Origin of the sequence: Algorimicrobium algoritergicola (genome assembly GCF_008086165.1) — a bacterium.
Classification (GTDB): domain Bacteria; phylum Bacteroidota; class Bacteroidia; order Flavobacteriales; family Flavobacteriaceae; genus Algorimicrobium; species Algorimicrobium algoritergicola.
In genome coordinates, this window is the sequence record NZ_VSKL01000001.1 from 935,892 (window position 1) to 959,304 (window position 23,413).

The window sequence follows — 23,413 nt, forward strand, 5'->3', positions numbered from 1 at the left end:
AATGTGCTAAAAATATGAAAAAATCTATTAATTAAAAATGCTTTACTATTTTTAAAATGGTATTAGATGTGTTTTTAGGATATTAACTGACTTTAATATTTTAAACTTTAGGTTTTGGTCCATGAAGATTTAATGTAAACGAGGCTTTTAAATGTCTTACAGTATATCCAGAACATAGTAACGCATCTCCATACAAATTTACATCAGTAATTACAGCATCTGGAAGATTAGCATCCCTATATTCTTCCATTTTACAGGCTAAAAAATCGGCTAATTCATTAGCGTTTATGGCAGGTATTCCTGTATCACTTAAATAATAGTATACAAGAACAAGATCTTCTAATTCAGGGTCGTAAATCCAAGTTGGAGATTCATGGAATTCTATTTCTCCTGACATAGTTTGAATAACTGGGTAAGTTGGGTGAATACAAGTATAGGAATAATCGCAATGCATGTTAAAAAAATTTTCTAATTCATAATCAATGTAACCAATACCGTTGTTATTGGTATTCCATAAAGTATCAAAATTTAACGGGTTAAGATTATAAACTGTGCTACATGTATTCAAATTATTTGAACCAAAATTTATTTGATTACATCTTTGACTGTAGTCCATTTTTATTTTAGAACTTATATTATTTACAGTAATGAATTCCGAGAAAAGTTGTCCAGTCTCTCCCTCATTTATAAAGTTATCGTAGTTACTATTTTCAAGTTTATTTAATGTTTTTATTGGCTCGATTGCCTCACTTGTGGTTAGTGATTCTTCTTGACACGAGAATAACGATATTGTAAATAAAACAAGTAGAATTTTAAGTTTCATAATTTCTAGGATTTAATAATTAATACATGCATATAATCAAAATCATTCAATATTCTTTTGTTAAATGAAATTGTTTTTATGTAATAAGCTTATTATTAAAGATATAAATAATTATTTGTGATAATTCATAACTTTTTTTATTATTTCGAATAAACATTCTGATAAAGCATATTAATGTAAATAACATCAGAAAAAATATTTTAATGTATTTACTTTTAGTATTTTAACCCTCTCAATAAAAACTACAAATCTTATGAAAACAATTACTCGGCATCGTATTATGCCTAAAACATTATTATTTTCTCTGGTATTACTTATTGCAGGTCAATTTGCTTTTGCGCAAAAACCTATGGCGAAACAATCTTTCGAGATTAGTTTAGAAGCAGATGAAAAAATCCCATCCGAAATTAAAAATAACGGACGTTTTAATGTGGAAACTGGTTTTCCAATAGCACTTTATGGTCTTAATTATGAGGTTCCTCAAGGATCGCCAGAATCTATGGCACATTATTATTTAGATAAAGAATCCAAGACTTTAGGGATTTCTAAAGACGAACTTCAAAATTTACAGCACCATGCAACACGTACCACTAATGCTGGTTCGGTTGTCAGATTCAGACAGTATTCTGGTGCCTATCCTATAAATAAAAATGAAGTGACTATTAGTATTTCACCAGACAATAAAGTGGTGTTTGTTATGAATAGTTATCAGACTATAAACAATATGTCAAGTGCTCAGCCTAGCGTTTCTAAAGATTTGGCTTATGAATTGGCTTATCGTTATTTAAATGTATCAGGAAATTTAATGCATTACGATAATAAATTAGTTGTTTATAGTAATACAAAAATAACACGTTTAGCACATGAGGTTACTATTTTAACGAACGAACCTGCCGGTGAATGGCACGTATTTGTGGATGCTCAAAATCAAGAAATATTTAAAGTGGTAGATTTAACAAACTACTATAAAGACAGCGAACACGTACATAGTAAAACATGCGAACATCAAGTTTCTACTGTACCTGATTTTAGAAAACGTAGAGTTAATGGAACAGGTATGATTTTTAACCCAGACCCACTATCTTCAAACATGGTTGCTTATGGTGGTGGATATGTAGATGGTAACGATGCAGATACGCCAGAATTAACAGCAGCTCGTATGAGTGTAACATTAAATGATATTACTCAAGTTGGAGCTACCTATTCATTGGTTGGGCCACGTGCTGAAATAGTTGATTTTGATGCGCCAACTACAGGTTTGTTTGCGCAGAACTCCTCTGCATTTAATTTTACTCGTGAACAGCAAGGTTTTGAAGCCGTAAACGTGTATTATCATATTGATTATATGATGGATTATTTAAATAATACATTAGGCTTATCCATTATGCCTTATCAATATTCTGGAGGTGTTCAATTTGATCCCCATGGATGGAATGGTGCTGATCAATCATCTTATAATGGTGGTACAGGACAATTACGTTTTGGGGAAGGCTGTGTGGATGATGGCGAGGATTCCGATGTTATTCATCATGAATTAGGTCATGGACTTCATGATTGGGTTACTGCAGGTGCAAATAGTGGAGCAGAAGGTTTAGGTGAAGGTACAGGAGATTATGTGGCACAATCGTACAATAGAGGTGTCAATAATGCAAATGGTTATTGGACAGCAGCTGACCCACAATATAACTGGGTTTTTAACTGGGATGGTCATAATGCGTGTTGGAATGGTCGTGTTACTAATTATACGGCTAGCTATCCAGGAGGATTATCAGGTTCAATACATACAGATGGTCAAATTTGGGCATCTTGTTTAATGGGTATTTGGGATCAAATTGGTCAACAAGAAATGGATACCATTTTTTGGGAAGGACTAGGTATGACAGGTGGAACTACAGGACAGAACGATGCTGCTGTTGCAGTTTATCAAGCGGCTGTAAATTTAAACTATAGCACAGCTGATATCAATACCATTCATTCATCATTAACAGCTTGTGGCTATACACTTCCAGCGTTACCTGGACCACCAGTTGCTGCATTCAGTGCAGATAAAGAGACAATTTGTTTAGATACCAATAATACCGTGAATTTTATGGATGATACGGTTCCTAATGCTACATCTTGGTCTTGGACTTTTGAAGGTGGATTGCCTGCAACCTCTACAGATCAGAACCCTACAGTAACATATTCTGCTGATGGGATGTATGATGTAACGTTAGTTGCAACCAATTCATTCGGAACCGATACTGTGGTATTAGCTGATTATATTTCGGTAGTTTCTGGAGCTACCTGTCCAGCGTGTACGGATACTACAAACAGTACAGTTGTAGATATTCCAGCACCTGGAAGTTATACATCTACCATAAACATACCCAATAGTGGTGTTTTATCGGATGTTAATGTGACTATTGATATTACCCATACGTGGAATGCCGATTTGGATGTAACCATTACAAGTCCAGCAGGTACAGTTGTAGAGTTAACCTCGGATAATGGCGGTGTAAGTGGTGATAATTATACAAATACGGTTTTCGATCAAGAAGCTACTGTATTAATAACTGCTGGTACGTCGCCATTTACTGGAACGTTTATTCCAGAAGGGGATTTATCAACCATGTATGGTGAAGACGGAACTGGTACTTGGACATTAACTGTTGTTGATGATGCAGGAGGTGATGTTGGTCAGTTAAATTTCTGGTCTATAGAATTATGTCTTGACCCAACAGCTTCTGTAGATGAATTTGGTATTGATAGTTTTGCTATTTTCCCGAATCCAAATAATGGTTCATTTAATATAAAGCTACAATCTAATTCAGACAAGGATATTAATGTGCAAGTTTATGATATTCGTGGACGTTCAATTTTTAATAATTCATACGCTAGTTCAACAGATTTCAATCAAGAGATTAATTTGAATAATGCGCAATCTGGTGTTTACCTTGTGAAGGTTAGTAATGGATTGAAAGAAACCATTAAAAAGATTATTATTAAGTAGGTGTTAAACTATTTAAATAAAAAAGGGAAGCTAATTTAGCTTCCCTTTTTTATTTCCCATTAAAACTATTCATCGTATTATTGATGCCTGCCGTTCCAAAGGATTTTATGAGTTCTCTGGCTTTTTCTAGACGTTCGGGTAAGATTTTGTTTTCTTCATCACTCCAGTCACCAAGAACATAATCAACCTGACGACCTTGGCTAAATTCATCGCTTATGCCAAATCTAAACCGGTTGTATTTTGTAGTGTTTAACTTGTCTTGAATATCTTTAAGACCGTTATGACCGCCATCACTTCCTTTAGTTTTTAGGCGAATACTTCCAAAAGGCAAATTCAAATCGTCTGTAATAATAAGCAGGTTTTCTAAAGGGATTTTTTCTTTAGTTAACCAGTACAAAACAGATTTACCGCTTAAGTTCATATAGGTACTCGGTTTAAGTAATATGAAAGTGCGCCCTTTAAATTTATAGGTGGTTAAATCTCCTAATTTATCGGTAGTGAAGGTGAGGTCTTCTTTATGTGCCAGAAAGTCTAGTACTTTAAAGCCGATATTATGTCTGGTATTATGGTATTTATCACCAATATTCCCTAAACCTACTATTAGAAATTTTTTCATGCTATCTGTTTCGGCTGTTTTAAAAGCTTGGCGTTTATTTAAAAATGTAAATACGTTCCACATGCTTCAAATTTATATAAAAATAAAAAAGCATCCTGATAAATCAGAATGCTTTTAAATATATTGATACTAAAAATAGATTTATTCTTGACCTTCTTCTGCTGGAGCATCAGTTCCTTCCGCACCTTCTTCAAGTTCTTCTTCGTCTTCATCAGTAGCAATAACCATAGCGGCTCTTGCACGTTTAATTTGACAAACAACTGTGTTATCAGTGTGTAAAATTTTGTATGCTTCGTTTTCTAAAGCAGTAACATATAATTTAGCACCAATTTTTAAGTCTGTAATATCTATTTCAATAAAATCAGGTAAGTTGCTTGGTAACGCTTTTACACGTAATTTACGGGCATTTTTACGTAATACACCACCAGCTTTAACACCTTTAGAACTCCCTACAAAGTGTACAGGAATTTCCATGGAAATCTGCTTATCTTCAAATAATTGATAGAAATCGACATGTAAAATTCTATCTGTTACAGGGTGAAACTGAATATCTTGCAAAACTGCATTGAATTTGTCACCGTTTTCTAAAGAAATCACAACTGTATGCGCGTTAGGCGTATAAACCAGTTTTGAAAATGCGAGTTCTTCAGCATTAAAATGTACTGGTTTGTCACCTCCGTATAATACGCAAGGTACCTGTCCAGCATTACGTAAGGCTTTTGATGCTTTTTTGCCTACGCCTTCTCTTTGAGATCCGTTAATTGTAATTGACTTCATTGTTTATATATAATTGTTATTAATATTCTAATTTTGGTAGTATTACGAAAAATACTACATAATAAATTTTGAGCTAATAGATTTGTTATAATGTACATTCAACATCACTTCGGCAAATAAATTAGCACAACTTAACACGCGTATTTTAGAGCTTTGTTGTTTTAAAGGAATTGAATCGGTTACAATTAATTCTTCCAACTTCGAACTCTCAATACGCTCGTAAGCATTGCCTGATAAAATAGGGTGTGTACAAATAGCACGAACACTTAAAGCGCCACGCTCCATCATTAAGTCGGCTGCTTTTGTTAAAGTTCCTGCTGTATCCACCATGTCATCTACTAGTACAACGTTTTTGCCAGTTACATCACCAATTAATTCCATGTGTGATATAATATTAGCTTTTGCGCGTTGCTTATAACAAATAACGACATCGCTTTCTAATGCTTTGGAATATGCATAGGCTCTTTTGGAACCTCCCATATCTGGTGATGCAATGGTTAAATTGTCTACGTTTAAACTTTTTAAATACGGTAGAAAAATAGTAGATGCAAATAAATGATCTACTGGTTTTTCAAAAAATCCTTGAATTTGATCCGCATGCAAATCCATGGTTATAATACGTGTTGCTCCTGCGGCTTCTAGCATTTTCGCCACTAGTTTGGCAGCAATTGGTACACGAGGTTTATCTTTTCTGTCTTGTCTTGCCCAACCAAAATATGGTAAAACTGCGGTAATGTGTCTGGCTGAAGCGCGTTTGGCTGCATCAATCATTAATAACATTTCCATTAAGTTTTCCGGTCCTGGATTGGTAGAGCCAATAATAAAAATACGCGTTCCACGTATAGACTCTTCGTAAGACGGCTGAAACTCACCATCACTGTAGGTGGATGTAATAACGTTACCCATCCGAATACCATAGGCATCAGCGATTTTTTCCGCTAGCGCTCTACTTTGTGTACAGGTAAAAATTTTTGCTTCTGTTTGTACGTTTGGCATGTTTAATTGGTTGTATTATAACTAATTATATTCAGTTCGTCTTAACGAGGTGCAAATTTAGGAATTTATTTCAACTCCAAAAGCATAAAAGGATGTATTTTTAATGGTTGGAAGCATTTTATTTTATAATTTTGCCATCTACTATAATATTAAGCATGCTCAAGTGGTGGAATTGGTAGACACGTCGGATTCAAAATCCGATTCTTCGGAGTGCGGGTTCGATTCCCGCCTTGAGTACTTAAAAAACCGTAACTATTTAAAATATAAATAGTTACGGTTTTTAATTTTGTTTTAAGGAGTGTGTTTTGTTAAGTATAAGCGCTTTGGATCGTTATTTCTAAATAAAACCTGATTTTTAATTTTTCCAACAAATTCTATCTGCTAATAATTCTGTCTGCTTCGTTGTCTTCTTTCTTTAATAATTGATAGGCTAATACAGCAAACTGCAAGCCTACAATAACAACTTTAGCTTTTTTACCAGGCATCAATACAGATGCCGCGCCTAATAATAATGTTTTCATAGTGTTTTGTTTTGAATTTGTTGTTTCTAATGATTTTTCATTTTCTCTTTCACTTTACGCAGTTGGCGCTCTAAATCATTGATGGATTCCAGAATAGAGTCTTTAAAATTATCATGGCTTGCTTCCGCAAAAATTCTAGGACCTGGAAGGCTTAATCTAATATTGCATATTTTTCCAGTATTGTTTGATGTTGTATTTTCGGTTTTAAAAAAAACATCAGCCCGAATTACCATATCAAATTTAGTACCTAATTCCTCTAACTTATTTTTAGCGGTTTCTTCAAGTGTGGAACTTGCTTTAACATCGTGATATTCAAAAATTATTTGCATCGTATTTGTTTTAAAAGTTAATAGATAAGCTTGATAATTACTTTTTGCAATTTATCATCCAATTTATACCAAATTGATCCGAACATCTTCCGAAATAGCCCCATTCACGTTCTCTAAAATTATGGTGCACCATACCTAACTGGGATAATTTTTTGAAAAACTCCTCAGCTTCTTCTTTATTATTAGCATCTATACTCATGTGAATTTGATTACCATGATTAATTGGAGTGTCTGGTGAGGCATCATAAGCCATAAAGTGTACACCGTTTCCTTTTAATTCAGCATGTTGCAGTTTGTCACGATATGACGATGGTACATCTATTTTCTGATCTTGATAGGTTTGGCGATTTTTTATTTCAGCATTAAACATTTCGCTGTAAAAATTAAGGGCTTCTTGACAATTACCGTTAAAGGCTAAATATGCTTGGATTTTCATGTTTATTTTTTTTTGTGGTTATTTTCAAATTTATATATAAGTGTTATAATTGATTAATTCAATTAAAATAAATATTGCTGCAAATACATCTAATCCTATTCGATTTGTTTTTAATATGCTGATTCTAATTTTGGTAACCTCAAAATTTTTTACTAATTTCATCTGTTAAATTCAAATCCTCATTTTTGAAGCCATTTTATTTAAATGATTTTCTTTTTATGCATACTAGAAAGTTTAGTTAATAAAAGCAATTTGGGAATTTAGGATTTGGGAAAATCAAGCTATTAGTTTAATTAATTTTAAAATGAATTTATTATGAAAAAAATTACATTGTTATTTTTAGCAACTTTGGTGTCCACATTACTGTGTGTTCCGAGTTATGCTCAAAACAATTTGCAGCTTCGGGCGCAACAAGCAACGGATGGAAGTGCTTCGAGCACTAGTATTAATCTGGGAAGTGAGTATCTCCGAGCTGGTGAAAATAATTCCGTTATTTTCCAACAAGCTGAAGGAGCAGGTGGAAATGGAATTGTTTCGGATTATTATTTAACCGATAATGGTGGTGCTTATTCAGCTGATGATTTCACTTTACAAAATTCTGAAGATATATACTTGTTTCAATTTCAAGGATTTGGTGGGCTTGAAGGAACTGGTTTAGAGCCGGTTTTGACAGGTTTCCAACTTTTTGTTTATGCAGATGCAGGAGGAGCGCCTGATGGGTATCCAAGTGGTCCTGATGCGGCTATACTTGAACTAGATCTAGACTGGGATTCTGTTAACGGTCCTGACGCTGGTTTATCCTTTGAAAAACTGGAAACACCAGGATTTGCACCTACTTATATCGTTACCATAGATGTGGAAGATGCAACAGGCAACGCGCTTAATTTAGGTGCAGGGTCTTACTGGGTGGTTATTGCTGGTAAAATTAATGACGCTTTAGCTAATAATCCACCACGATTTAATTGGACAGCATCCGATGATATAAACGGTGAGTTACCAAAATTATCTGACCCTCAAGCTTTGTTTGGTGCTGATGAAAACTGGACCGATTTAAATGTTCTTACCGCTAGTACCGATTATAATGCCCTTACCTTTACTGTTTATGGCCCACTATTACCAGATTGTAATGGCATGCCTGAAGCGGGAATTGCAATGGTAAATCCAACATCTGGGAATGCTGGTTCTACTTATAGTGTAGAAGCTCAAGGAACTGTTGGAACACCAGGAATATCATATCAATGGCAGTCTAATACTAACAACGCAGGCTGGGTAGATGAAGGAACCGCTACAACAGAATATGCTGCTTACACGGCAACAGCTCCTGCACAACTTGGTGATGTAGTTGAATGGAGATTGTCTTCAACTTGTTTAGCTACATCTGATGTAGCTATATCTGATGTAGCCACTTTTACTGTTGTAATTGCTTATTGCGATTCAGCTGGAGGAAATACAACTTTTGAAAATATAACTAATGTTACATATGCAGGTATTAACAATACCACAGCTACTCATGCTGGATATAATGATTTTACTGCACAAATAGGGAGCGTAATTCAAGGAACACCTAATCAAATTTCGGTAACAATTACAGCTGATAGCGGTGATTACATTTATGCCTTTATCGACTGGAACCAAAATGGTACTTTAGACGATGCAGGAGAGGTTTATACAATTGCCTCTAGCGTTGCTAGTGTTGGACCATACACCATGGACATTACTGTTCCAACAGATGCAGTACTAGGAAATACACGTATGCGAGTTAAGGTTGGCTGGAATGAAAGCACGCCTGATCCTTGTGTGGCTTTTGGTTATGGAGAAATTGAAGATTATACCGTTTTAGTAGCAGGCTCAGAAGATTGTTCCGGAACTCCTGATGCAGGTGTAGCGTCTGTGAATCCTTCAGTAGGGAATATTAATAGTAATTATACAGTTTCTGCCTCGGGATTAACTTTAGGAGATGGATTGACATATCAATGGCAATCAAATACTGATGGTGCTGGTTGGGTAGATGAAGGAGCGCTTTTGACACAATATGTCGTATTTGCTGCAACAGCGCCTGCTATACTTGAAATTGATGTAGAATGGAGGTTGATAACTACATGTACAATTTCAACAGAGTCGGCAACTTCTAGTGTGGCAACTTTTACTACAGCAGTTACTTATTGTACGGTTACTTTTCCTTCTAATGTTGAACCAATTACTTACGTAAATTTTGGTGGCATAGACAATACGACTAGCGCAGCAGTTGGCGGAAGCCCAGCTTTAGAGGACTTTACCTCGCTAATCGCTACTGTAGATCAAGGGGAAAGTTATCCAATTGAAATTAAAGGAAATACGGATGGTGCTTTTACAGCAAAAATCATGGTTTATATTGACTGGAATCAGGATGGCATTTTTGATAATGCTGTAGGTTCTGATGAAATGTATACACTTCCTGATATCGTTGGATCTACTGGCGAAGATGCAATTTCATCTTCAGGTTCCATTGCTGTTCCAGCATCCGCAATGCTAGGAAATACCACTATGCGTGTTATGAAGAAATTTAATACTGCAGCTGCTCCATGTAATGCAGCAGGTTATGGTCAGGCTGAGGATTATACAATTCTAGTAGAAGTAGCATCAGATTGTTCAGGTACTCCAGATGGAGGTGTAGCAACCGTAAACCCTCAAACAGGGAATGCTGGTTCTAGCTATACCGTTACGGCTACAGGCTATTCCACTGGAAATGGATTGACCTATCAGTGGCAATCAAATACAGATGGCGCAGGTTGGATAAATGAAGGAGGTCTTGAGAGTAGTTACACTGCTTTTGCGGCAACAGCTTCTTCTGTACGTGGAATAGATATTGAATGGAGGTTAGAGGTAACTTGTACTATTTCAGTTGAGACTTCCTATTCTGCGGTTGCGACCTTTACAACTTCGGCTGTGACGCTTTATTGCACACCAGTGTTAGATTGTACTGATGGAGACAATATATTAAATGTTACATTTCAAGAAATTGACAATACCACTACGTGTAGCCCTAATGGATATGGAGACTTTACAAGTATGGTTGCTACCGTTCTTTCTGGCGACACAAATACAATTTCAGTAACCGTTGGAGGCGGATTCGCGAATGAATCAGCTTCTGTTTGGATTGATTTTAACGATAATGGATCTTTTGAAGAAGATGAATTCTTCTATATAGGAACAGGAAGTGCTGAAGTTTTAACAGAGGATATTGCTATACCTGTAGGTTTAGCTATTGGAGAATACAGAATGAGAGTTCGTGTAGCAGCAGTATCAGCCGCTACCGCCACGTGGGATATGGCTTGTGATGAGAGTCAAGGCTTTGGTGAAACTGAAGATTATACCCTGGAAGTTACAGGCTCAATGAGTGTTGATGAATACTCTAGATTTACTGAAGTACGTCTATACCCAAATCCATTGAATACCGGTACTTTTTACATTCATGCACCATCATTAAATGGAGGGCAAGTTGAAGTAAATATTACTGATATGACTGGAAGACAAGTTTTTAGCAATGCATTATCTGTTAATGATAATAAAGTAACGGTTTCAGTTAATGATGCTTTAACATCTGGAATGTATTTAGTAACATTAAAACATTTAGGTGAACTACATACATTTAGAGTAATTAAAAAATAATTATAATAATTTGAAGAAATTATTGTTCTTCATAAAAATTAAAACCGCCTCAATTTGAGGCGGTTTTTTATTTAAAAGTAGTATAATGATAGATTTTTTTTAGATTTTAATAGGTGTTGGTAAGAATAATTAGATGTCTCATTAACTATTATTAAAAGGAATAGAAAATTTTAACCAGATCTTTCAGTTTTTGGTCTAACGTTTGCATAGTAATATATTTAAACTAATTTTATGAAAAAAACAAACATTTTACTAACTGGAGCTTCAGGAACCGTTGGTTTTGAAGCTCTGAAACAACTCCTTAAAAAAGGTGTTTATCAGGTAACGGTTTTTGATAAAAAATCTAAAACAACCGTTGAAAAGTTTGCACCTTTTAAAGACCGAATTTCATTAATTTATGGTGATATCACAAACCCATCAGATCTAGAAAAGATTAAGAATATGGATGTGGTTATTCATTTGGCTGCCATCATTCCGCCTTTGGCAGACCAAAATCCGGAATTAGCAAAAAACGTAAATACTAAAGGCACACAGAATTTAATTAAGCAACTGGAGCAGCATTCGCCAAATGCCTTCTTTATGTATAGTTCTAGTATTTCTGTATATGGAGATCGTATTGAGAATCCGTATATAAATGTGGGCGATCCCCTTATTCTAAGTGAAGGTGATGCGTATGCAGAAACAAAAATTGCCGCAGAAAAGGCCTTGCAAAACAGTCAGTTAAATTGGGCTATTTTTAGATTGGCTGCTATTATGGGAAATCATAAAATGTCTAAACTTATGTTTCATCAGCCATTAAATACAGCATTGGAAATTGCTACGCCACGTGATACCGCTCGTGCTTTTGTAAATGGTATTGAAAAGGAAAACGCCTTGTCCAAACAGATTTTTAATTTAGGAGGTGGTGAAACCTGCCGCATAAGCTATGAACACTTTTTAGAACGTTCCTTTGCTGTCTTTGGATTAGGAGAGCTTGATTTTCCAAAACGTGCCTTTGCCGATAAAAATTTTCATTGTGGTTATTATGCAGATGGTGATGCTCTTGAAAAAATTGTTAACTTTAGAGAAGATACATTAGAAGATTATTTTAGGATGGAAGCTGAAAAAGTATCGTCCTTAAAAAAAACAGCAGCTTGCATTTTTAAAAAACCTGTAAAATGGTATTTGTTAAAACAATCTGAACCCTATGATGCTTATAAAGCTCAAGATAAAAAACAGATGCAACATTATTTTAATTAAACCCCAAACCTATGAACATATTTTTTGCTTATTTCTCAATTATATTTGGGTTTTTATCCACGGACGCCCCGAAATTAACTATCAATATTCAAAATATTGAAAAAATTCAAGGTCATATTATTATCGGTATTTACAATGCAGAAGAAGGGTTTTTGGAAAAGGATTCAGAAATTAAGCATTATAAATTAACAGTAAAAGAAAATGTAGAAAGCCTTGTAATAGATGATTTACCAAAAGGTGATTATGCTATATCTATGTATCATGATGAAAACTCTGATGGTATTTGTAATCTAAATTTCATAGGAATTCCAAAAGAACCGTATGGCTTTTCAAACAATTTCAAACCCAAATTTTCGGCACCCAAATTTGTGGATTGTAAGTTTTCATTAATCGAGGATCAAGTCATGAATATCAAGCTAGTCGATTAACTATTAAATATATATTCGAAATAGAATTAACTAACTAAAACTATTATTATGGAAGCAACATTTTTAAAATCGATCAAAGAAGCTGTCAAACATTGGTACATTCCGGTATTTGTGGGACTGTTTTTTGTTATCGTTAGTATTATTGTTTTTATGTCGCCAACAGGCTCATTATTAACTTTATCCATTCTATTTGCCTTATCATTTTTATTTGGAGGTTTATCAGAAATTATATTTTCGGTAGTCAATAGGCATCAATTAGAAAATTGGGGTTGGTCTTTAACATTTGGAATTATTACCTTTATTGTAGGTGCGTCATTACTAATCCATCCTTTATTAACCCTTGATGTATTGGCTTTTTATATTGGTTTTGTTGTGTTATTTCGTTCCGTTGCAGCCATTAGTTTTGCGCTCGATATTAAACAATATGGGAGTAAAAATTGGGGTGTTTTATTAGGACTTGGAATTTTAGGAATTATTTTTTCATTCATATTAATTTGGAATCCCATATTCGCAGGAATGAGCGTGATTATTTTAATAGCATTGAGTTTCTTGTTTACGGGATTATTTAGTATTTACTTGGGTTTACAACTACGCCAAATTCATAAATCGTCTAAATCTATTTCAGCAGAACTAAAAGAACGTTATGATAATCTTATGGAAGAAATTCATGACGAATGGGATGATTAATATTCTCTAAATTTTATAAAAATGTTTTTATAATGCACGTTTGGTTTGTGAAATATCATACCAAACGTGTTTTTACTTTTCTATACATACTAGCTTCTATTTTTTGAATAACATATAAAAACCATTCGATTTGGAATACAAAGTGGTTCTTATTTTGTGGGTGGAAGCGGGTATTTAATTAAATTACAAATAAAAAATAGGTTATGATTACAATACAAAAAGCCCTATTACAAGATCTTGAATCTATTATTGCTATTGAACAACATGTTTTTAATACGGATAGTTATCCAGCTTTTGTAATACGCCAATTATTTGATATTTCTGGCCATTATTTTCTAGTCGCCAAAGAAAACAACAGCATTTTGGGCTATGCTTTAGGTGGATTAAATACGGAGAATATGCAAGGTTGGGTTTTGTCTTTAGGTGTTCATCAAGATGGCAGAGGTAAAGGTTTGGGGAAACAACTAACAGCGCAATTAATTGAAGTTTTAAAAGCTTATAATGCAAGAGAAATTGCATTAACGGTCTATCCAGATAATGACGCAGCCATAAAAATTTATAGGAATTTAGGGTTTGAAGGTGATGTTATTTTAGATAACTATTTTCTAGATAATGAAGACCGAATTATTATGACATTAAAAACGAACTAATGACGCGAAAAATTGGACTCATCGTATTTGTTTTAAGCGCTTTTTTTAGTTGCAAAAAGCATGAAAAAACAATGGGTAATTTGGATGCCAGAATTGAAGCATCATAATTATTCTTTAATGGTGATATTTTAAAAAAATTAAAACAATACAGAGAAGATGAGAACATTCCTGATGGCGAGAGGATTTATGGTTGAGGTTATGATGGATGATGGTCAGTTGGCAGAGAAAGGACATCCTACTAAAAACGACATCGATAAAGTCTTACCAAATAACCCAGTGTATTTACAATATACTAGCAGTCACATGGGAGTAACAAACACTTTTGGGCTTGAAAATCTAGCGTCTAAACAAGAGGCGTTTTTCTATACCACTCAAGTATAATATGGAACCATCATTTTTTACCAATCACACGTATTTTTGGGGAGATGTTCACGCAGAAAATTTAAGAAAAGAAAGAGCAGAATTTTTAAGCTCAATGGAAATTAAAGGTATTCGCGTGTTAAAAACCATTAAACAGGGAAAAACGATATATAACTAAAGTTTTTAAAAAACTGAATTTCTTTTTGATCGTTTATAAATGGTTAAGTGTTTAGGAGTTCTGCTTTTAAGCCTTAACAAACTTTTCAGCTATGTATAGTTTGCCTTTTTTGAGTTTATCTAAATAAACATTCATATCTGCATATATTTCGGGTGCTAGAATGTATAATCCAGCAATATTTGGAAACGACATGGCCAAAATCATCATATCGGCAAAGCTCAATACAGCACCAAGGCTTACAGAAGCACCTAAAACTACAAAGCCTAAATACATAAGTTTATACACTAATTCTCCTTTTTTGCTTCGTCCGAATAGGTAGGTCCAAGAGCGCATTCCGTAATAAGACCACGACACCATGGTTGAGAATGCGAATAAAAACACAGCAATAGCTAAAACCATTGGGAACCAAGAAACCACGCTTCCGAAAGCAGCAGAGGTGAGTTCTACGCCTCCCATTCCTCCGCCATCTTTATGGATACCCGTAAATATTAGTACTAAAGCAGTCATGGTACAAACTAACATCGTATCAATTAAAGGCTCAACTAGAGAAGCAAAGCCATCCGCAACAGGATTATTAGTTTTGGATGCACTGTGCGCTATTGCAGCAGATCCAACTCCTGCTTCATTAGAAAATGCAGCACGCTGTAATCCAACAATAAGTACGCCTATAAAACCGCCTTTTAGCGCATCGGCAGAAAAAGCACCATCATAAATTGCCATAAAAGCACCGCCAATATTATCGATGTTATTTCCTATTACAACCAAGCAACCAATAATATATAGCATGGCCATAAATGGAACAACTTTTCCTGTGAATTTAGCGATACTCTTTATTCCACCAATAATTACAATACCTACAAGCACTGCAAAACCAAGTCCGAATAAAAAACCTTGACCTTGAAGAATTGGAATCTGCTCTGACATTATTTTGAATGCTTGATTAGATTGCAGCATATTTCCACCTCCAAAAGAAGCTCCTACCCCCAAGAAAGCAAAAAGGCCTGCTAGAAATTTACCTAATTTTTTTAGCTTGCGTTTTTCAAGACCATAGCGTAAATAGTTCATCGGACCACCAAAAATTCTACCTTCCGCATCAATAAAACGATATTTTACACCCATACTACATTCTGCAAATTTTAAGGACATTCCAAAAAATCCAGCCATAAACATCCAAAATGTTGCACCTGCTCCTCCCAAGGAAATAGCAACTGCTACTCCAGCTATATTTCCTAAACCAACCGTGGCAGATACGGCAGTTGCCATAGCCTGAAAATGTGTAATACTTCCCGGAGCGTTTGGATCGTCATATTTGCCGCTAGCCAAACCTAATGAATGGCGAAAACCACGAATATTGATAAACTTCAAACGTATCGTAAAGAAAATACTTCCCAATATAAGCCAGATAACAATAAATGGAATCGTGTTTTCAACTACATCACCATTGGGATGTAATAAAGGCTGTGGGTTTTTAAATTGAACTGTTCCTATTAAAGGCTCGTTGGTAGAAGTGGGTTTGCTTCTAATGGTTATACGTGCATTTTTATTGACGATATGTTTAAGGTTTCCACCAAAATTCGCACGCACAATTGTTTCTTTACCGTCAATTTCAAGGATTGCAATTTCTTGATTCTTTTGAACCACAGCACCATCAGGAACTAACCATTCTTTTAAAAAATAATCTTGATCGGTATTTTTTATATGTGGAAGTCCAATATCGTCTTTAGAAATATAAACCACTGGATCGTATATTCCGAAGGAAGCAAAGGGGTCCCAAAATAAGATGGCACCAAGAAAATCTACTGCTGGTTGTACATTACTATTAAAAATTTCAGTTATTGATTCAGCAGGTATTTTAAAAGATTTTGAAGCCGTAATCCCGTTAGCATCAGTGACCGTTACCGAATGCGTCATGCCTTCAATTAAACTAGTTGCGCTATTGGAGCTTAAAGACGTATTTTGATTGCTCCACTTGTATTGGTAAGGAGGTACGCCACCTTTAACTAATAGCTGAACCGTTGCGTTATTTATTTCTGAAGAAGGGTTGTTTAATTCAACACTGATTAATATTTCATTTGTTTCATCAAGGTCATTTTGAGCATGAACACTCGAAATAAGCAAAAATGAAGTAAAAAGAAGGAGTAGTGGTTTAAACATTTATTTTTATGGATTTATTCGGGAAAAACACAATTTAGGGATAAGACGAAGCTCCCCCAAACTATTTCCTTAATTTTTGTGCCTCTTGAGTTTAAATAAAATAAATTTTCATCATAAAACACTTGCTTCTTTCACTTTATTTTAGCGATTTAAATTGGTGTATTTAGCTGTAAAAATATGCTTAAGATTAGGGAGTTAAATTAATTTTGGCAGTTGTAATGATTATCTTTGGAATTACCAGTAGGTATCATGAATTATAATAAAATAAAAAATTTAAAAGGAACATTAAACTTCATGAAAGCAGCTTACACAGAACTTTAAACAACTGGAGGATATATTGTTAACTTTGGTTCTGGAGCTGGATTACTGGAAAAAAACCAAGGAAGTTATGCGGCGTTGTATTTTGCATCTCCAATTTCGGAATGGGTCAGTGGACAAACCATTTTTGTAAATGGTGGTGGCGAACAAACATTAGAGTAGAATTAAAATAATACCAATTAAAATGTGACAAAAAATGTTTAATTTGGTATGATATAGTTTTAAAAAGCAGCTATTTTTAATAGCTGCTTTAATTTTTTAATATGGGAAAGTTTTTCAATAACCGTTGGATTTTATTATTAGTCATCACATTAACTTGGGGAAGTTCATTTATACTCATAAAGAAATCACTTGTGGCTTTTACACCTTATGAGATTGGTGCTATTCGAATTGTAGGTTCTGGTATATTATTAGCAATTATTGGGATTCCTGCAATTAAAAAGATGACTAAAAAAACGTTGCTTTGGGTTACTATAGTTGGTTTTTTTGGTAATTTCTTGCCCATGTTCTTGTTTCCAATAGCACAAACCCAAGTAAGTAGCTCTTTGGCGGGAATATTAGATTCTTTGGTACCCGTTTTTGTTCTAATATTTGGGTTTTTACTCTTCGGAATTAAAAGTAAAATGTCACAAGTGGTTGGTGCCGTTATCGGCTTTTTAGGAGCAGCAAGTTTAATTTATTTTTCAGATGCAAATACAGAAGGATCACAGTTTGGATATGCGATGCTCATTGTGTTAGCAGGCGCATCTTATGGTATAAATGCCGTTGTAATTGCAGAGCGAACTTCAGAAGTAAAAGCGGTAGAGTTAACAGCTGCTGTTTATACTATTTGGGCTATTCCTGCTATGGTAATATTGTATTTCACAGGATTTATTCAAAATTTTGAAATGAAACCAGAATATGTAGAACCTTTAGGTTATTTAGGATTTTTAACCATATTTGGAACCGCAATTGCCATGTTACTGTATTATAAATTAATTCAAAATACGTCAGCGGTTTTCGCAAGTACAGCAAGTTATTTGTTGCCAATTGTTGCTGTGATTTGGGGAATTATTGATGGCGAAAAATTCACCATTTGGTACGTTTTAGGCGGCATTTTGATTTTAATTGGCATTTATCTCATTCGTGAGAAGAAAGTAGATCCTAACTTGGTGCCAAGAACTTAATTTTATAATCCTTCATCGTGCGTAATTGAAACTACGGATTCAGACTTTGTGATATGTAGTTATTAATTTGGTTTGATATCAATAAAATCCAATGATATAGCAGGTAATAATTAGATTTCTTCACTTAAATTCCTTATATTATTTGCTTCGGAAAATGACACCAATAGCAGTCCTAATTAAGAAATTACGTTTCTAATTATTGCGTGTTTATTGCTTCCCACGCTGCAAAAACGCAGCTTTTTAATAAAATTTAAATAATAACTATTTGTGCTCAATCTAATTTTTAGATGGATGCGCAATTAAACATTAATGCTATATTATGAATAAAAAACGCGTAGGAATTATTGGTGCTGGTCCCAGTGGATTAGCACAATTAAGGGCTTTTGAAGCTGCTAAAAAACAAGGTTTAGAAGTTCCAGAAGTTGTGTGCTTCGAAAAGCAAAGTAACTGGGGAGGCATGTGGAATTATTCGTGGAGAACAGGCGTTGGAAAGTATGGTGAACCTGCCCATGGTAGTATGTATAAATATTTATGGTCCAATGGGCCGAAGGAATGTTTGGAGTTTTCAGATTATTCTTTCGATGAACATTTTAAGAAACCTATTTCTTCATATCCACCAAGACCTGTGTTATTCGATTATATTCAAGGCAGAATAAAAAAGAATAATGTTCGCGATTATATTCGTTTTGATACTACGGTTCGTTGGGTAAGCTATGATGAAGACACTAAAAAATTCAAAGTCGTTTTAGATAATTTAAAAATTGATAAAACCTATTCAGAAGAATTTGATTATCTCGTTGTAGCATCTGGTCATTTTTCAACACCAAATATGCCGTATTTTGAAGGGATAGAACAGTTCCCAGGTCAAGTATTACACGCCCACGATTTTAGAGGTGCTGATCCTTATAAAGACCAAGATTTATTAATAATTGGGAGTAGTTATTCTGCCGAAGACATTGGTGTGCAATGCCATAAGCATGGTGCAAAATCAGTAACTTTAAGTTATAGAAGTAATCCTATTGGCGTAAATTGGCCAGAAGGTATTGAAGAAGTGCCTTTGTTGAAATATTTTGAAGGTAATACGGCTTATTTTAAAGATGGAACGTCTAAAAGTTTTGATGCGGTAATCATGTGTACAGGCTATCAGCATAAATTCCCGTTTCTTCCAGATGAATTACGTTTGAAAACGAAAAATAATCTATACCCAGATCATTTGTACAAAGGTGTTTTCTTTAATGATGTGCCTAACATGATTTATTTGGGAATGCAAGATCAATATTACACCTTCAATATGTTTGATACCCAAGCTTGGGTAGCACGAGATTATATGATGGATCGTTATAAAACACCTTCAAAAGCTGAACGCCGCTTAGATATTAATAAATGGTTGATAGAGAATGAAAAATTAAAATCGAGTTTTGATCATGTTGATTTTCAAACAGCGTATATAAAAGACTTATTAAGTCTATCGGATTATCCAGATTTTAATGTGGAAAAAGTGGCTGATATGTTTAAAGAATGGCTTCAAGATAAAGATGAAAACATTTTAACCTACAGAGATAAAACCTTCCAAAGTGTTGTAACTGGTACTATGGCAGAAACGCATCATACGGAATGGATGGATGAATTAGATGATAGTAAGGAACGGTATTTGTTTCAAGAACAAAGTGAAGAAGCCATGGAAGAAACAATAGAAAAAGAACTTGTTTAAGCTGAAATAATCTATAGTTGAACATGTTTTTTAGAATTAGACCTTGCAACTTCATACTAGTGTAAGGTCTTTTTCTTTCTCCAAATGGGCATAAGGCTTATTTTTTTGTTAATTTAACAGCACCATAAATACCTGTTATATGAATTGGATTTTACTCGGAGAAATTGCTTATATCATTTTAATTATTTTAGTTATTTCTAGAGTATTGTACGATACACGAAGTAGTACCAAGGCTTTATCCTATATATTATTCATTGTATTTGTGCCATTTTTGGGTATGATTTTTTATTTTTCTGTTGGAACAAACTACAGAAAAAGAAAACTCTATTCTAAAAAAATAGTGGAAGACGAACCCCTTCGAGAACGCATTAGAAATAGAATGAACACCTATTCTGAAACTATAAGTAATTCTGGACTAATTGCAAGAAAAAGTGAAAGATTAATTGAGTTTATTCGTCGCGCAGGAAGTAGTCCATTAACAGCAAATAACGAAGTGAAACTGTTAATAAATGGCGATGAAAAATTTCCGGAATTATTAAAAGAACTGGATAAAGCAACGGCTCACATTCATATAGAATATTATATTTATGAAGATGATATTACAGGCAATAAGATTGCCGATATGCTTATAAAAAAAGTAAACCAAGGCGTTGAGGTTCGTTTTATGTATGATGATTTTGGGAGTCATGGTTTAGGGAAAACATTCATAAAAAAACTACAAGATGGCGGCGTGCAAACGGCACCTTTCTATAAAATAAAATGGTATGCATTTGCAAACCGAATCAATTACAGAAATCATAGAAAAATTGTTGTTATTGATGGAATAGTTGGTTTTGTTGGTGGCATTAATATGAGCGATAAATACCGAAATGATTTAAATACAAACAATCATTTATTTTGGAGAGATACGCATGTAATGATCAAAGGTCAAGCCACAGCCTATTTACAGTATTTATTTATGGGCGATTGGAATTTTTGTAGCACAACACCGTTTGAGTATTCCGAGTCCTATTTTATAGACAGTACCAAACAAGAAACGATTTCAAATGAAGTGGTGCAGATTGCTGCTTCAGGACCAGATAGTCTGCAGCCTGTTATTTTTTATTCCCTTTTAGAAGCCATTAGTTCTGCCAAAAAATGCATTTATATTACAAGTCCGTATTTTATTCCAGACCAAAGCTTAATGGATGCGTTACTTATTGCCGTTCAAGGCGGATTAGATGTTAAAATCATCATTCCAGGTGTTTCAGATTCCAAAATGGTAAACGCGGCAGCAAGTGCTTATTATACAGAATTGCTTCAAGTTGGCGCAAAAATATATAAGTATAATAAAGGATTTGTGCATGCAAAAACAATGGTTGTTGACGATGATTTGGCCATCGTAGGATCGGCCAATATGGATTATAGAAGTTTTGATCTTAATTTTGAAGTCAATGCCATGATTTATAGCAAAAATATAGCCGCACAACTTACAGAAGCTTTTAAAAATGATTTAAAGGATTCTGAATTAATGGATGCACAAGCTTGGTTAGATAGGCCAAAATATATTCATTTGTGGGAGAAGATGGTGCGCTTATTATCACCGTTTTTATAATTTTAGAGATAGTTCAGAATCCGCGTTTCACAGGTTGTCTCGTAACCGTTCGTATTATTTTCAAATGGTTCAATATATTACAGGTAAAGCCGTATTTTTAATCCTTATTAATTCTCAAATAGAAATCTTATGAATGAATCAATGCAGCTTATGAAAGAATCTTTGAAAGCCTATTGGGAATCTTTCATTATGGGTGTTCCTAAAATTATTCTGGCCATTGTAATGATTATCATTGGGTTTCTACTGGCTAATATTATTTCACGCTTTTTTAAAAAAACGTATCTATTAAAAACACAAGATCCGTTAATGGTTAATTTCCTGTCTAAAACGGTCAAATTAGCGGTTTTAACTTTGGTGATTATGATGGCGTTAAAAGTAGCTGGGTTACAAGGTGTAGCAACAGGATTGTTAACAGCTGCCGGGGCATCAGCCGTTATTATAGGGTTTGCTTTTAAAGATGTTGGTGAGAATTTTATATCCGGAATTATTTTATCCTTCAACCGCCCTTTTGATGTGGATGATACCATTATGGTCGATAATATTTTCGGAAAAATTAAATCCTTAGAATTCAGATATACCAAGGTGAAAACATTTGATGGTCGGGATGTGTATATTCCGAATAGCGATATTATAAAAAAAGCCGTTTATAACTATACCGAAGATGGTTTTTTTAGACTAGATTTTATGGTAGGTATTGATTATGAAGATGATATTGACACGGCTAAAAAAGTTATCTTAGAAACGGTTAGAAGTTCTCAAGGTGTTTTTGAAGACGAAGAACACGAGTGTTTTGTGGTGGTAGATTCGTTAGGTGTGAGTACCGTGAATTTAAAAATTCTCTTTTGGGCGCAAACAAAAGAATATAGAAAACGAGCCTTGGAGGTAAAAAGTACCGTTGTAAGAAATGTGAAACAAGTTATTATGGAAAATGGTTTTAATATGCCTGCTGATATTACTGAAATTAAATTATATGGTTCGCAAACTAGTATTCCAGTAACGGTTGATTATAAAATAAGGACAAAGAATAAACGCGGTTAAAACCGGTGTGTTTTCGTTTTAAAATTTGCGTAATTTTAGGTGTTGTTTTTTATCAATTCATTTTAAATTGTATCTTTGAAAACACCCTAAAAACTACATAACTAATGCTTGAAAATTTCTGGTTTAATGTTGAATATGGCATCAATCACGTTTTAGATATTAATGCCTATGACCATGTACTATTTCTAATTGTACTTACAGTTCCTTATTTATTTAAAGATTGGAAACGTGTTCTAATTCTAGTAACCATTTTTACTTTAGGACATACCTTATCTTTGGTGCTTGCTGCCTATGGTGTTGTGAGTGTTAATGGATCATTAGTCGAGTTTTTAATTCCCATAACCATTTTAATCATTGCGCTTTTCAATGTGTTTACAGCAGGAAAAGGCGCCCAAAAAGAGAAAATAGGTGTTCTGTTTTTTTCAACCCTCTTTTTCGGACTCGTTCACGGATTAGGTTTTGCTCGAGAATTTCAAATGATGGTTGGAAAATCTGATAACAAACTTCTAACCTTATTAGAATTTGCGCTTGGTATAGAGTTAGCCCAAATAATCATTGTATTTGTTGTGTTGTTCTTAGGTTATATTATGCAAACTATTTTCCGTTTTTCAAAGCGCGACTGGGTTATGGTTATTTCAGCAGTCGTAGTTGGATTGGTAATTCCTATGATTTTAAATAGCGATTTAATAGCCTAAAAGCGCCTGATGCCTAAAGTTTTCATAAATCTTTAATAGTCAGGTTGTAATTAAAAT

General features: G+C 34.3%; 21 protein-coding genes and 1 tRNA gene. 14 read left to right on the top strand and 8 right to left on the bottom strand.

What is annotated here, in order from left to right:
* Positions 1–100: 100 nt before the first annotated feature.
* Positions 101–823, bottom strand: a complete 723-nt coding sequence (locus ES675_RS04430; RefSeq protein WP_066248683.1) for a hypothetical protein — start codon at positions 821–823, stop codon at positions 101–103.
* 253 nt (positions 824–1,076) lie between these two features.
* On the opposite strand from ES675_RS04430, the gene ES675_RS04435 reads away from it, so the two are divergent.
* Positions 1,077–3,815 carry a T9SS type A sorting domain-containing protein gene (locus ES675_RS04435; protein ID WP_066248685.1) on the top strand — a complete coding sequence of 913 codons (2,739 nt, stop codon included), beginning with the start codon at positions 1,077–1,079 and terminating at the stop codon, positions 3,813–3,815.
* 49 nt (positions 3,816–3,864) lie between these two features.
* On the opposite strand, the gene pth is transcribed toward ES675_RS04435, so the two are convergent.
* From pth to ES675_RS04450, 3 genes are all read right to left on the bottom strand, one after another.
* Positions 3,865–4,431, bottom strand: a complete 567-nt coding sequence (gene pth, locus ES675_RS04440) for an aminoacyl-tRNA hydrolase (protein ID WP_148367307.1) — start codon at positions 4,429–4,431, stop codon at positions 3,865–3,867.
* A gap of 141 nt (positions 4,432–4,572) precedes the next feature.
* Positions 4,573–5,208 carry a 50S ribosomal protein L25/general stress protein Ctc gene (locus ES675_RS04445; RefSeq protein WP_066248693.1) on the bottom strand — a complete coding sequence of 212 codons (636 nt, stop codon included), beginning with the start codon at positions 5,206–5,208 and terminating at the stop codon, positions 4,573–4,575.
* A 54-nt stretch (positions 5,209–5,262) separates the two neighbouring features.
* Positions 5,263–6,204 (bottom strand): ribose-phosphate pyrophosphokinase, encoded by a 942-nt coding sequence (locus ES675_RS04450; protein ID WP_066248696.1) that lies wholly within the window; start codon positions 6,202–6,204, stop codon positions 5,263–5,265.
* A 157-nt stretch (positions 6,205–6,361) separates the two neighbouring features.
* Here ES675_RS04450 and ES675_RS04455 point away from each other — a divergent pair.
* Positions 6,362–6,441: transfer RNA gene (locus tag ES675_RS04455), tRNA-Leu, on the top strand.
* 137 nt (positions 6,442–6,578) lie between these two features.
* Here the strand turns inward: ES675_RS04455 and ES675_RS16390 are convergent.
* The 3 genes from ES675_RS16390 to ES675_RS04465 are packed head-to-tail and all read right to left on the bottom strand — an operon-like array spanning position 6,579 to position 7,490.
* Complete coding sequence (locus ES675_RS16390) at positions 6,579–6,725, bottom strand: hypothetical protein (protein ID WP_157448672.1); 147 nt, start codon at positions 6,723–6,725, stop codon at positions 6,579–6,581.
* 26 nt (positions 6,726–6,751) lie between these two features.
* Positions 6,752–7,054 (bottom strand): ribosome hibernation-promoting factor, HPF/YfiA family, encoded by a 303-nt coding sequence (gene hpf / locus ES675_RS04460; protein ID WP_066248700.1) that lies wholly within the window; start codon positions 7,052–7,054, stop codon positions 6,752–6,754.
* A gap of 37 nt (positions 7,055–7,091) precedes the next feature.
* On the bottom strand, positions 7,092–7,490 hold the full coding sequence (locus ES675_RS04465; RefSeq protein WP_066248705.1) for a VOC family protein: 399 nt from the start codon (positions 7,488–7,490) through the stop codon (positions 7,092–7,094).
* A 315-nt stretch (positions 7,491–7,805) separates the two neighbouring features.
* Between ES675_RS04465 and ES675_RS04470 the strand changes: the two genes are divergently transcribed.
* The 7 genes from ES675_RS04470 (at position 7,806) to ES675_RS16395 (ending at position 14,680) form a co-directional block, all read left to right on the top strand.
* Positions 7,806–11,138 (top strand): GEVED domain-containing protein, encoded by a 3,333-nt coding sequence (locus ES675_RS04470; RefSeq protein ID WP_066248709.1) that lies wholly within the window; start codon positions 7,806–7,808, stop codon positions 11,136–11,138.
* A 231-nt stretch (positions 11,139–11,369) separates the two neighbouring features.
* A complete protein-coding gene (locus tag ES675_RS04475) occupies positions 11,370–12,377 on the top strand; it encodes an NAD-dependent epimerase/dehydratase family protein (RefSeq protein WP_066248711.1) in 1,008 nt (335 codons plus the stop codon).
* A gap of 11 nt (positions 12,378–12,388) precedes the next feature.
* Positions 12,389–12,805, top strand: a complete 417-nt coding sequence (locus ES675_RS04480; RefSeq protein ID WP_066248714.1) for a DUF2141 domain-containing protein — start codon at positions 12,389–12,391, stop codon at positions 12,803–12,805.
* A 48-nt stretch (positions 12,806–12,853) separates the two neighbouring features.
* A complete protein-coding gene (locus ES675_RS04485) occupies positions 12,854–13,492 on the top strand; it encodes an HdeD family acid-resistance protein (protein ID WP_066248716.1) in 639 nt (212 codons plus the stop codon).
* A 203-nt stretch (positions 13,493–13,695) separates the two neighbouring features.
* A complete protein-coding gene (locus tag ES675_RS04490; protein ID WP_066248720.1) occupies positions 13,696–14,142 on the top strand; it encodes a GNAT family N-acetyltransferase in 447 nt (148 codons plus the stop codon).
* A 156-nt stretch (positions 14,143–14,298) separates the two neighbouring features.
* The gene (locus ES675_RS04495) at positions 14,299–14,523 is read left to right on the top strand and encodes a hypothetical protein (protein WP_066248724.1); all 225 of its coding nucleotides are present in this window, start codon (positions 14,299–14,301) and stop codon (positions 14,521–14,523) included.
* A 1-nt stretch (position 14,524) separates the two neighbouring features.
* A complete protein-coding gene (locus ES675_RS16395) occupies positions 14,525–14,680 on the top strand; it encodes a hypothetical protein (protein ID WP_157448673.1) in 156 nt (51 codons plus the stop codon).
* A 66-nt stretch (positions 14,681–14,746) separates the two neighbouring features.
* On the opposite strand, the gene ES675_RS04500 is transcribed toward ES675_RS16395, so the two are convergent.
* Positions 14,747–16,834, bottom strand: coding sequence for an amino acid carrier protein (locus ES675_RS04500; RefSeq protein WP_066248727.1), 2,088 nt, complete (start codon positions 16,832–16,834; stop codon positions 14,747–14,749).
* Positions 16,835–17,415: 581 nt separating this feature from the next.
* On the opposite strand from ES675_RS04500, the gene ES675_RS04510 reads away from it, so the two are divergent.
* The 5 genes from ES675_RS04510 (at position 17,416) to ES675_RS04530 (ending at position 23,356) form a co-directional block, all read left to right on the top strand.
* Positions 17,416–18,318, top strand: a complete 903-nt coding sequence (locus ES675_RS04510; RefSeq protein ID WP_066248731.1) for a DMT family transporter — start codon at positions 17,416–17,418, stop codon at positions 18,316–18,318.
* A 319-nt stretch (positions 18,319–18,637) separates the two neighbouring features.
* On the top strand, positions 18,638–20,029 hold the full coding sequence (locus tag ES675_RS04515) for a flavin-containing monooxygenase (RefSeq protein WP_066248735.1): 1,392 nt from the start codon (positions 18,638–18,640) through the stop codon (positions 20,027–20,029).
* 139 nt (positions 20,030–20,168) lie between these two features.
* On the top strand, positions 20,169–21,623 hold the full coding sequence (gene cls / locus ES675_RS04520) for a cardiolipin synthase (protein ID WP_066248739.1): 1,455 nt from the start codon (positions 20,169–20,171) through the stop codon (positions 21,621–21,623).
* Between the two features lie 129 nt (positions 21,624–21,752).
* Complete coding sequence (locus ES675_RS04525; protein WP_066248742.1) at positions 21,753–22,661, top strand: mechanosensitive ion channel family protein; 909 nt, start codon at positions 21,753–21,755, stop codon at positions 22,659–22,661.
* A gap of 104 nt (positions 22,662–22,765) precedes the next feature.
* Positions 22,766–23,356, top strand: coding sequence for a HupE/UreJ family protein (locus ES675_RS04530; protein ID WP_066248745.1), 591 nt, complete (start codon positions 22,766–22,768; stop codon positions 23,354–23,356).
* Positions 23,357–23,413: the final 57 nt, after the last annotated feature.

Coding starts and splice junctions, on each gene's coding strand:
- ES675_RS04430 (WP_066248683.1), bottom strand. CDS start 823: ATGAAACTTAAAATTCTACTTGTTTTATTTACAATATCGTTATTCTCG.
- ES675_RS04435 (WP_066248685.1), top strand. CDS start 1,077: ATGAAAACAATTACTCGGCATCGTATTATGCCTAAAACATTATTATTT.
- pth (WP_148367307.1), bottom strand. CDS start 4,431: ATGAAAAAATTTCTAATAGTAGGTTTAGGGAATATTGGTGATAAATAC.
- ES675_RS04445 (WP_066248693.1), bottom strand. CDS start 5,208: ATGAAGTCAATTACAATTAACGGATCTCAAAGAGAAGGCGTAGGCAAA.
- ES675_RS04450 (WP_066248696.1), bottom strand. CDS start 6,204: ATGCCAAACGTACAAACAGAAGCAAAAATTTTTACCTGTACACAAAGT.
- ES675_RS16390 (WP_157448672.1), bottom strand. CDS start 6,725: ATGAAAACATTATTATTAGGCGCGGCATCTGTATTGATGCCTGGTAAA.
- hpf (WP_066248700.1), bottom strand. CDS start 7,054: ATGCAAATAATTTTTGAATATCACGATGTTAAAGCAAGTTCCACACTT.
- ES675_RS04465 (WP_066248705.1), bottom strand. CDS start 7,490: ATGAAAATCCAAGCATATTTAGCCTTTAACGGTAATTGTCAAGAAGCC.
- ES675_RS04470 (WP_066248709.1), top strand. CDS start 7,806: ATGAAAAAAATTACATTGTTATTTTTAGCAACTTTGGTGTCCACATTA.
- ES675_RS04475 (WP_066248711.1), top strand. CDS start 11,370: ATGAAAAAAACAAACATTTTACTAACTGGAGCTTCAGGAACCGTTGGT.
- ES675_RS04480 (WP_066248714.1), top strand. CDS start 12,389: ATGAACATATTTTTTGCTTATTTCTCAATTATATTTGGGTTTTTATCC.
- ES675_RS04485 (WP_066248716.1), top strand. CDS start 12,854: ATGGAAGCAACATTTTTAAAATCGATCAAAGAAGCTGTCAAACATTGG.
- ES675_RS04490 (WP_066248720.1), top strand. CDS start 13,696: ATGATTACAATACAAAAAGCCCTATTACAAGATCTTGAATCTATTATT.
- ES675_RS04495 (WP_066248724.1), top strand. CDS start 14,299: ATGAGAACATTCCTGATGGCGAGAGGATTTATGGTTGAGGTTATGATG.
- ES675_RS16395 (WP_157448673.1), top strand. CDS start 14,525: ATGGAACCATCATTTTTTACCAATCACACGTATTTTTGGGGAGATGTT.
- ES675_RS04500 (WP_066248727.1), bottom strand. CDS start 16,834: ATGTTTAAACCACTACTCCTTCTTTTTACTTCATTTTTGCTTATTTCG.
- ES675_RS04510 (WP_066248731.1), top strand. CDS start 17,416: ATGGGAAAGTTTTTCAATAACCGTTGGATTTTATTATTAGTCATCACA.
- ES675_RS04515 (WP_066248735.1), top strand. CDS start 18,638: ATGAATAAAAAACGCGTAGGAATTATTGGTGCTGGTCCCAGTGGATTA.
- cls (WP_066248739.1), top strand. CDS start 20,169: ATGAATTGGATTTTACTCGGAGAAATTGCTTATATCATTTTAATTATT.
- ES675_RS04525 (WP_066248742.1), top strand. CDS start 21,753: ATGAATGAATCAATGCAGCTTATGAAAGAATCTTTGAAAGCCTATTGG.
- ES675_RS04530 (WP_066248745.1), top strand. CDS start 22,766: ATGCTTGAAAATTTCTGGTTTAATGTTGAATATGGCATCAATCACGTT.